Annotated in this window: 8 protein-coding genes and 2 pseudogenes; 6 read left to right on the top strand and 4 right to left on the bottom strand. The window is 69.0% G+C overall.

Features of this window, described 5'->3' with window-relative positions:
• From PHQ87_RS12880 to PHQ87_RS12855, 6 genes and pseudogenes are all read left to right on the top strand, one after another.
• Positions 1–585: pseudogene (locus PHQ87_RS12880) on the top strand (tryptophan 7-halogenase); the annotation flags it as partial.
• 14 nt (positions 586–599) lie between these two features.
• Positions 600–1,466 carry a MipA/OmpV family protein gene (locus PHQ87_RS12875; protein WP_300234971.1) on the top strand — a complete coding sequence of 289 codons (867 nt, stop codon included), beginning with the start codon at positions 600–602 and terminating at the stop codon, positions 1,464–1,466.
• Positions 1,459–2,229 carry a lysophospholipid acyltransferase family protein gene (locus PHQ87_RS12870; RefSeq protein ID WP_300234968.1) on the top strand — a complete coding sequence of 257 codons (771 nt, stop codon included), beginning with the start codon at positions 1,459–1,461 and terminating at the stop codon, positions 2,227–2,229. Before PHQ87_RS12875 ends, PHQ87_RS12870 begins: the two co-directional genes overlap by 8 nt.
• Positions 2,226–2,990 (top strand): glycosyltransferase family 2 protein, encoded by a 765-nt coding sequence (locus tag PHQ87_RS12865; RefSeq protein ID WP_300234965.1) that lies wholly within the window; start codon positions 2,226–2,228, stop codon positions 2,988–2,990. The genes PHQ87_RS12870 and PHQ87_RS12865 overlap by 4 nt, the downstream gene beginning before the upstream one ends.
• 31 nt (positions 2,991–3,021) lie before the next feature.
• Complete coding sequence (locus tag PHQ87_RS12860; protein ID WP_300234961.1) at positions 3,022–3,783, top strand: class I SAM-dependent methyltransferase; 762 nt, start codon at positions 3,022–3,024, stop codon at positions 3,781–3,783.
• Positions 3,780–5,009 (top strand): cation:proton antiporter, encoded by a 1,230-nt coding sequence (locus PHQ87_RS12855; RefSeq protein WP_300234958.1) that lies wholly within the window; start codon positions 3,780–3,782, stop codon positions 5,007–5,009. Before PHQ87_RS12860 ends, PHQ87_RS12855 begins: the two co-directional genes overlap by 4 nt.
• On the opposite strand, the gene fabG is transcribed toward PHQ87_RS12855, so the two are convergent.
• From fabG to PHQ87_RS12835, 4 genes and pseudogenes are all read right to left on the bottom strand, one after another.
• Complete coding sequence (fabG, locus tag PHQ87_RS12850; RefSeq protein WP_300234955.1) at positions 4,990–5,733, bottom strand: 3-oxoacyl-ACP reductase FabG; 744 nt, start codon at positions 5,731–5,733, stop codon at positions 4,990–4,992. The genes PHQ87_RS12855 and fabG overlap by 20 nt on opposite strands.
• A 4-nt stretch (positions 5,734–5,737) precedes the next feature.
• A complete protein-coding gene (locus PHQ87_RS12845; RefSeq protein WP_300234952.1) occupies positions 5,738–6,175 on the bottom strand; it encodes a hydroxymyristoyl-ACP dehydratase in 438 nt (145 codons plus the stop codon).
• Positions 6,169–6,984, bottom strand: coding sequence for a beta-ketoacyl synthase chain length factor (locus PHQ87_RS12840; protein WP_300234950.1), 816 nt, complete (start codon positions 6,982–6,984; stop codon positions 6,169–6,171). The genes PHQ87_RS12845 and PHQ87_RS12840 overlap by 7 nt, the downstream gene beginning before the upstream one ends.
• Positions 6,981–7,258 (bottom strand): annotated as a pseudogene (locus tag PHQ87_RS12835) (beta-ketoacyl-[acyl-carrier-protein] synthase II); the annotation flags it as partial. The pseudogene PHQ87_RS12835 and the gene PHQ87_RS12840, both read right to left, overlap by 4 nt.

Raw genomic sequence — 7,258 nt, 5'->3', positions numbered from 1 at the left:
TCGCTGGAGCGCTTCTTGATGGACAACATCGCCACCTGCGACAAATTGCAGGAGCGGCTGGCGCAGGCCGAACGCATGACCGAGGTGGAAGCGACCGGCAATTTTTCCTATGTCGCGCAGCGCAACCACGGGGCCAATTACCTGATGCTCGGCGATGCGTTTGCCTTCATCGACCCGGTGTTTTCCTCGGGTGTGTGGCTGGCCATGCACAGCGCCGTGGTCGGTGCCGATACCGTCGATACCTGCCTGCGCACACCCGCCCGGGCGCCTGCGGCGCTCAAGCGCTTCGATGCCTCCTTGCGCCTTGGTCCGAAGGCGTTCTCCTGGTTCATCTACCGCATGACCAACCCCATCATGCGCGATTTCTTCATGTACCCGAAGAACGTGTTCCGCGTGAAGGAGGCCCTGCTGTCGGTGCTGGCCGGCGACGTGTTCGGCCAGACCCCGATCTGGCGCTCGCTGTTCATCTTCAAGTGCCTGTACTACCTGGCCAACATCACCCAGCCCAGGCGGGCCTACATGGCCTGGCGCAAGCGCCGCTTCAATATCCGCAAAGTGGACAACCCTGGCCTGTACCAGGCCTGACCACCCGCCGGCCCATGATCATCCAGCCCCTGCGTCAGCGAACGCACGCCCTGCCCATCCTGCTGTCCTGCCTGGCCATGGCCACCGCGTTGCCAGGTCTCGCCCGCGCCGCCCAGGACCGGCCGCTGTGGGAGGCGGGCATCGGCGTCGGTGCCGTGAGCTTTCCGGCCTACCGGGGCTCGGACGAGCACCAGCAATACATCCTGCCCACTCCCTACTTCACCTTCCACGGCAAGTTTCTCAAGGCCGACCGGAACGGTGTGCGTGGCCAGTTGTTCTCCTCCGACCGGCTGGATCTGACCGTCTCGGCGGCGCTGTCGCCACCGGCACCGAGCAAGAAGATCGAGGCGCGCGCCGGCATGCCCGACCTGGAGGCCAATTTCGAGCTCGGCCCCGAGCTGGACCTGACCCTGTGGCGGGCCGACGGCGGCCAGCGCAGCCTCAAGCTGCTGGTGCCGTTGCGCGTGGCCCACACGCTGGACCGCCAGCTCGAGAACATCGGCTGGGTGTTCCACCCCAAGCTCAATCTGGATCTGGGCGACCTGCCCGGGCTGCGCGGCTGGAACGTGGGCCTGCAGGCCGGCCCGCTGTTCGGCGACCGCCGACAGCACCAGTATTTCTATGGCGTGGACGGCGCCCACGCCACGGCCACCCGGCCGGCCTACCAGGCCCGGGGCGGCTTTGCCGGCATGCAGTACCTGGCGGCCGTTTCGCGCCGCTTCGACCGCTACTGGGTGGGCGCCTTCCTGCGCTACGACAACCTGCGCGGCGCCGCGTTCGAGGACAGTCCCCTGGTGCGCACGCGCCACTACTGGGCGGGCGGATTCGGCATCTCGTGGATCCTGGGCGAGTCCTCCACCCGCGTGACCGTCGATGAATGACCCGCGCGCGAGCCGCCCGCTGTGGTGGCGTCTGTATGAGCGTCTGGCCATGTGCATCGGCCTGGCCAGCCTGGCCCTGGTCTGCCTGAGCTGGCTGCCCTTTGCCGCCGTGCTGCACCCCATCCTGCCGCGGCGCATCGGCCAGCGCCTGGGCCGGCTGGCCATCATGGTCGGTTTTCGCATCTACCTGCGCATCCTCACGCTGCTGTGCGCCTGCCGCTTCGATCTGTCGGCGCTGGATGCATTGCGCGACGAGAGGTCTCTGATCATTGCGCCCAACCACCCCTCGCTGCTCGACGCGGTTGTGCTGGCATCGCGCTTGCCCCATGCCGTGTGCGTGATGAAGGCCAGCCTGCTGGACAACCTGCTGTTCGGCGCCGGCGCGCGCCTGGCACGCTACATCCGCAACGACAGTGCGCATCGCCTGATCAAGCGCGGCTGCAAAAGCCTGCAAGAAGGCGCTCAACTGGTGCTGTTTCCCGAAGGAACGCGCACGGAACACTTTCCGCTCAACCCCCTGGGCCAGAGCACCGGCCTGATCGCCCGGCGCGCCCGCGCGCCCGTGCAAACCGTGCTGCTGGAGTTCTCGACGCCCTACCTGGGCAAGCACTGGCCGCTGTGGCGGCCACCGGTGCTGCCCCTGACCTGCCGCGCCCGCCTGGGGCGGCGGTTCCCGCCCCCGGACGACCACAAGGCCTTCACGCGCGAGCTGGAGCTCTATCTGCGCGAGGCACTGACCATGAACGAGCACCCGACACCATGAACCAGCCCCAGGCTTCGACCACCCATCTGGTGCTGATCCCCAGCTACAACCCGGGGCGGACCGTGGTCGACACCGTGCAGGCGGCGCGCCGGCAGTGGGCGCCCGTGTGGGTGGTGGTGGACGGCAGCACCGACGGCAGCGACGGCTGGCTGCAGGCGATGGCGGCCGACGACCCCGGCCTGCGCGTGATCGTGCAACCGGCCAACCAGGGCAAGGGCGCCGCTGTGCTGGAGGGCATCACCCGCGCACGCGCCGAGGGCTTCACCCACGCACTGACCATGGATTCGGACGGCCAACACCCGGCCGAGCTGATTCCCCGCTTCATGCAGGCCTCACAGGCGCAGCCTGCCGCCATGGTGCTGGGCAAGCCGGTGTTCGGCCCCGAAGCGCCCGCCTTGCGCGTCAACGGCCGCAAGGTGTCCAACGGCTGGGCCAACCTCGAAACCCTGTGGGCCGGCATTGGCGACTCGCTGTACGGTTTTCGTGTCTACCCGATCGAGCCGCTGATGCGCGTGATGCGCTCCCAGCGCTTCATGCGCCGCTTCGATTTCGATCCGGAGGCCGTGGTGCGGCTGTCCTGGGCCGGCGTGCCGGCCATCAACCTCGATGCCCCCGTGCGCTACCTCAGCGCCGGCGAGGGCGGGGTCTCGCATTTCCGCTACCTGCGCGACAACACCCTGCTGACCTGGATGCATACCCGGCTTTTCCTGGGCTTCCTGCTGCGCCTGCCACGGCTGGTCTGGCGCCGGTTGCGCCCATGACGCCGCAGGACCATTCTGAAAAGGAGCGCTCATGACCGAGCCATTGACCCCCACCCGCGGCGCCATGAAGGCCGGCGATGCGCATTTGCAGGCCTATTTTTCGGATGAGACCGAACGACGCGCGCTGACCCAGGCCATGTTCAACGAGGCGGCCTCGGGTTACGACAGCGCCGAGGCGCTCACGGCGCTGGGCAGCGGCAGCTGGTACCGGCGTGAAGTGCTGCGGCGCGAGGGCCTGAAGCCCGGCATGCAGGTGCTGGACGTGGCCGCCGGCACCGGACTGGTCACCGCCGAGGCCCTGGCCCTGGCCGGCCCGCAAGGGCGCGTCATCGCACTCGATCCCTCGCCGGGCATGCTGGCCGAGCTGCGCCGCAAGCTTTCGTGCGAGACCATCGAGGCCTACGCCGAGTCGATTCCCCTGCCCGACCGGCAGGTGGACTTCCTCTCCATGGGGTACGCGCTGCGCCATGTCGGTGACCTCGATCGCGCCTTTGCCGAGTACTGGCGCGTGCTCAAGCCGGGCGGCAAGGCGTGCATCATGGAGATCAGCCGGCCGGCCAGCCGGCTGGGCCGCATGCTGCTGAAGTTCCACATTGGCGTCCTGGTGCCGTTGCTGGCGCGCCTGAGCGGGCGCCACGCCGACGTCAAGCGCCTGTGGGCCTACTACGGCGACACCATCGAAGCCGCCGTGGACCCGGAGACCGTGATGTCGGCGCTGCGCCGGGCCGGGTTCAGCGATGTGCGCTGCGGCGTGACGCTGGGCATCTTCCGCGAGTACACCGGGACGAAATGAGCATCGCCGAACGGTTCCTGATCGCCCTGCTGATCGTTTTCACCGTTCCCTGGCTGCTGTGGCGGCTGGGCCGCACCGACCGCTGGGCTCCGCTCGTGGTGGTGCAGATCCTGCTGGGTATCGTGCTCGGCCCCGGTGTGCTGGGGCACTGGTTTCCTGCCTACTACGAATTCGTCTTCCGCCCCGAGGTCATCCACACCCTCAACGGCCTGGCCTGGTGGGCGGTGATGCTGTTCGTGATGATCGCCGGCGTCGAGCTGGACCTGAAACAGGCCTGGCGCCACCGGCACGAAAGCGGCATCACAGCCGGCCTGGCCCTGGGTATGCCGCTGCTGATGGGCTGCGGCGCGGCGCTGGTCATGCTGCAGTGGCCGCATGGCTGGCTGGGCCCGCAGGCGCAGCCGTGGCAGTTCGTGCTGGGCATCGGCATGGCCTGCGCGGTGACGGCGCTGCCCATCCTGGTCCTGTTCCTGGAGAAGCTGGCACTGCTGCGGCAGCCACTGGGCCAGCGGATTCTGCGCTACGCCAGCCTGGACGACATCGCCATCTGGGGCGTGCTGGCGATCATCGTCATGGACTGGGCCCGGGTCGGACGGCAGGCGATGTTCCTGCTCGGCTTCGTCGTCGCCGGATGGCTGTGCCGGACCCTGATGCGGCGCGTGTCCGAGCCGGACCGCTGGTATCTGGCGCTGGTGTGGCTGGTGGCCTGTGCGCTGGGCGCCGACTGGTCGGGCCTGCATTTCATGGTGGGCGCCTTCCTCGCTGGCGCGGTGCTCGATGCCGAATGGTTCGACCAGGAGAAAATGGACCTGCTGCGGCACCACGTGCTGCTGGTTCTGATGCCGGTGTTCTTCCTCTCCACGGGCCTGCGCACGAGCTGGACCATGGGCGGTCTGGACGTGCTGCTGGCGGCGGCCCTGCTGCTCGCGGCCGCCGTGGCCGGCAAGCTGGCGGGCGTGCACCTGGCCGGCCGCGTACTGGGCTGGGCCAGGGGAGAAAGCACCCTGATCGGCTGGCTGCTGCAGACCAAGGCCCTGATCATGATCATCTTCGCGAACATCCTGCTGGACCGCGAGATCATCACCAGCGGTACCTTCACCGCCCTGCTCCTGATGGCCGTGGCCAGCACCATGCTGACCATCCCGATGGCCGAGCGCTGCCTGGCCGGGCAGCGCCTGGCCGCATCGGCCGGCATGCCGGAACCGCTCAGATCATCCCGCCGTTGACCGAGATCACCTGCCCCGAGATGTAGGAGGCCTGCTCCGAGGCCAGGAAGGCCACCACCTCGGCCACCTCCTGCGGACGGCCGGCGCGCTGCATGGGCACCATCTGCCGGATCGCCTCGGGCGTGAACAGGCCCTCGGCCATGCCGGTGTCGATGATGCCGGGCGCCACCACGTTGACCGTCACGCCGCGGCTGGCCAGCTCCAGCGCCAGCGACTTGCTGGCCGCGTGCAGCGCCCCCTTGGCGGCAGCGTAATTGACCTGCCCGCGGTTGCCCGCCACGGCCGCCACCGAGGACACGCTGATGATGCGGCCCCAGCGGGTGCGCAGCATGGGCATGGCCAGCGGCTGCGTCACGTTGAAGAAGCCGTTGAGCGAGACGTCGATCACGCGATCCCACTGGTCACCGCTCATGCCCGGAAACACCGCATCCTCGTGGATACCGGCGTTGTTGACCAGCACCTGGATCGGCCCTTCTTCCAGCAGTGTGGCGATGGCCTGTGCGCTGGCCTGGCGGTCGGTCACATCGAAGGCCACGGCCACGGCCTGCATGCCCTGCGCCTGCAGGCGATGCGCCAGGGCCTCGGCCTTGTCCAGCCCGCGGTTGGCGTGCACGATGACCGACAGGCCGGCCGCGGCCAGGCGCTCGCAGATGGCGGCGCCGATGCCGCCGCTGCCACCCGTGACCAGGGCCCGTCGTGTGGTGGAGGAAGAATATTGAGACATGAATTCACCCAAGCCGCGCGGCATCGAGCACCACCGAGGCACGGCCATCGATCAGGGTGCGGCCGCCGGCCGAAATGTCGAAAGCGTACAGGATGACCTCGGCGTCACCCGAGAGCCGCTGCACGCGCACGTCCAGGTCTTCGGAAACGTCATCGAGCCCATCCGTGTGCAGACGCACACCACGGACGCTGGCCAGGTAGCCCACGCCCAGCGGCTGACCATCACCGGCCAGCAGAACGCCGTGCACGGCCATGGCCTGGGCGGCATATTCGATGCCCGTGGCCGCCCCCAGACGGCCGTCGGCGCGCAAGGGGTTATCCGGCGAGCGATGGCTCGTCGCGCGGGCACGAAGCTCTGCCGCATCCCAGGTCAGCACCTCGTCGAGCAGGCACATGCTGCCCTGGTGCGGAATGTGGGCGGCGATCCAGCGATGGTCTAGCATGGCTGGAGTCCGAGTTCGAGGGCGTAGCCGGGCAGGTAGTCAACCACCGTGCTGCCCGCCTGGCCACGGGCCAGCCTCTGCAGCGCCGGCAAGGCACGCAGCGACGACAACTGCGCACGCAGCGCGTCCAGTTCGGCCTCGGCCAGGTGCGAGAGCGATGCACCGGCCGCCGCCCTCTCGACCGTGAACCGCGCCAGCGACCGCTCGCCCTGCCGGGGCGAGAGCAGCCAGGCCACGCCGGCCGCATCGGGCACGGGTCGCTTGTCGTGCAGGGGCTGCGGGTATTCGCTGTCATAGCTGATCAGCAGCACCGGTCGCCGTTCCAGCACCACCTGCGCCAGCGCATCGAGCAGGCCGGCGCCGAAGCTGCCGTCAAAGGCGCAGATCACCTGGCACGGTGCCATGCTGTGTGTGGCAATCCCCCAGTAACCCGCGGCGGCGTTGTGCACCGAGTTGTGAAAGCGCGTGGGCGAGATCTGGCGATCCTCGCCCGCGAGCTGCTCGCACAGCGCGTGGCAGTTGTGACCATCCGCACCGGAGGCGGCGAACACCGTCGCCAGCGTGGCGGCATCGGCCTGGGCGTGGGCCACGGCCTCTTGCCCCAGCGCCAGCGCCAGGCGGATGACCCGGCTCGCGCGCCGGCGCTCCTCCGGCGGCAGCAGGGCCGGTGCCGGCAGCACGGAAGGCGCCGCCGCGTACGGCTGGTGGCCAGCGAGTACCGCGGCGGCCGTCGGCCAATCGGGCAAGCCCGGCGCGATGAAGCCGATGCCGTCGATCCAGGCCGCCAGGGATGACTGCATCGCACTCATGACGCCTGCCCTCCCAGCACCAGCGCACAGTTGCTGCCGCCAAAGCCGAAGGAGTTGCTCAATGCGACGCGCACCGGTGCATCCTGGCCCGCACAGCGGTAGTCGATGGCCATGGCCGGGTCCACGGCACCGGTGCCGGGACTGCCGGGTATCCAGTCCTCGGCAATGCTCTGCATGGCGATGATGGCCTCGATCGCACCGGCAGCGCCCAGGGTGTGGCCGGTGGCCCCCTTGGTGGAGCTGCAGGGCACCTGGTCGCCGAACAGCGCCGCCA

The organism is Hydrogenophaga sp. (assembly GCF_028698005.1).
GTDB lineage: Bacteria > Pseudomonadota > Gammaproteobacteria > Burkholderiales > Burkholderiaceae_C > Hydrogenophaga.
The sequence above is the reverse complement of the archived record's forward strand: the minus strand, read 5'-3'. Positions and strand labels throughout refer to the sequence as shown.

Excerpts from the sequence above, each read along its gene's own strand:
- PHQ87_RS12840 (WP_300234950.1), bottom strand. The coding sequence starts at position 6,984 with ATGAGTGCGATGCAGTCATCCCTGGCGGCCTGGATCGACGGCATCGGC.
- PHQ87_RS12870 (WP_300234968.1), top strand. The coding sequence starts at position 1,459 with ATGAATGACCCGCGCGCGAGCCGCCCGCTGTGGTGGCGTCTGTATGAG.
- fabG (WP_300234955.1), bottom strand. The coding sequence starts at position 5,733 with ATGTCTCAATATTCTTCCTCCACCACACGACGGGCCCTGGTCACGGGT.
- PHQ87_RS12875 (WP_300234971.1), top strand. The coding sequence starts at position 600 with ATGATCATCCAGCCCCTGCGTCAGCGAACGCACGCCCTGCCCATCCTG.
- PHQ87_RS12845 (WP_300234952.1), bottom strand. The coding sequence starts at position 6,175 with ATGCTAGACCATCGCTGGATCGCCGCCCACATTCCGCACCAGGGCAGC.
- PHQ87_RS12860 (WP_300234961.1), top strand. The coding sequence starts at position 3,022 with ATGACCGAGCCATTGACCCCCACCCGCGGCGCCATGAAGGCCGGCGAT.
- PHQ87_RS12865 (WP_300234965.1), top strand. The coding sequence starts at position 2,226 with ATGAACCAGCCCCAGGCTTCGACCACCCATCTGGTGCTGATCCCCAGC.
- PHQ87_RS12855 (WP_300234958.1), top strand. The coding sequence starts at position 3,780 with ATGAGCATCGCCGAACGGTTCCTGATCGCCCTGCTGATCGTTTTCACC.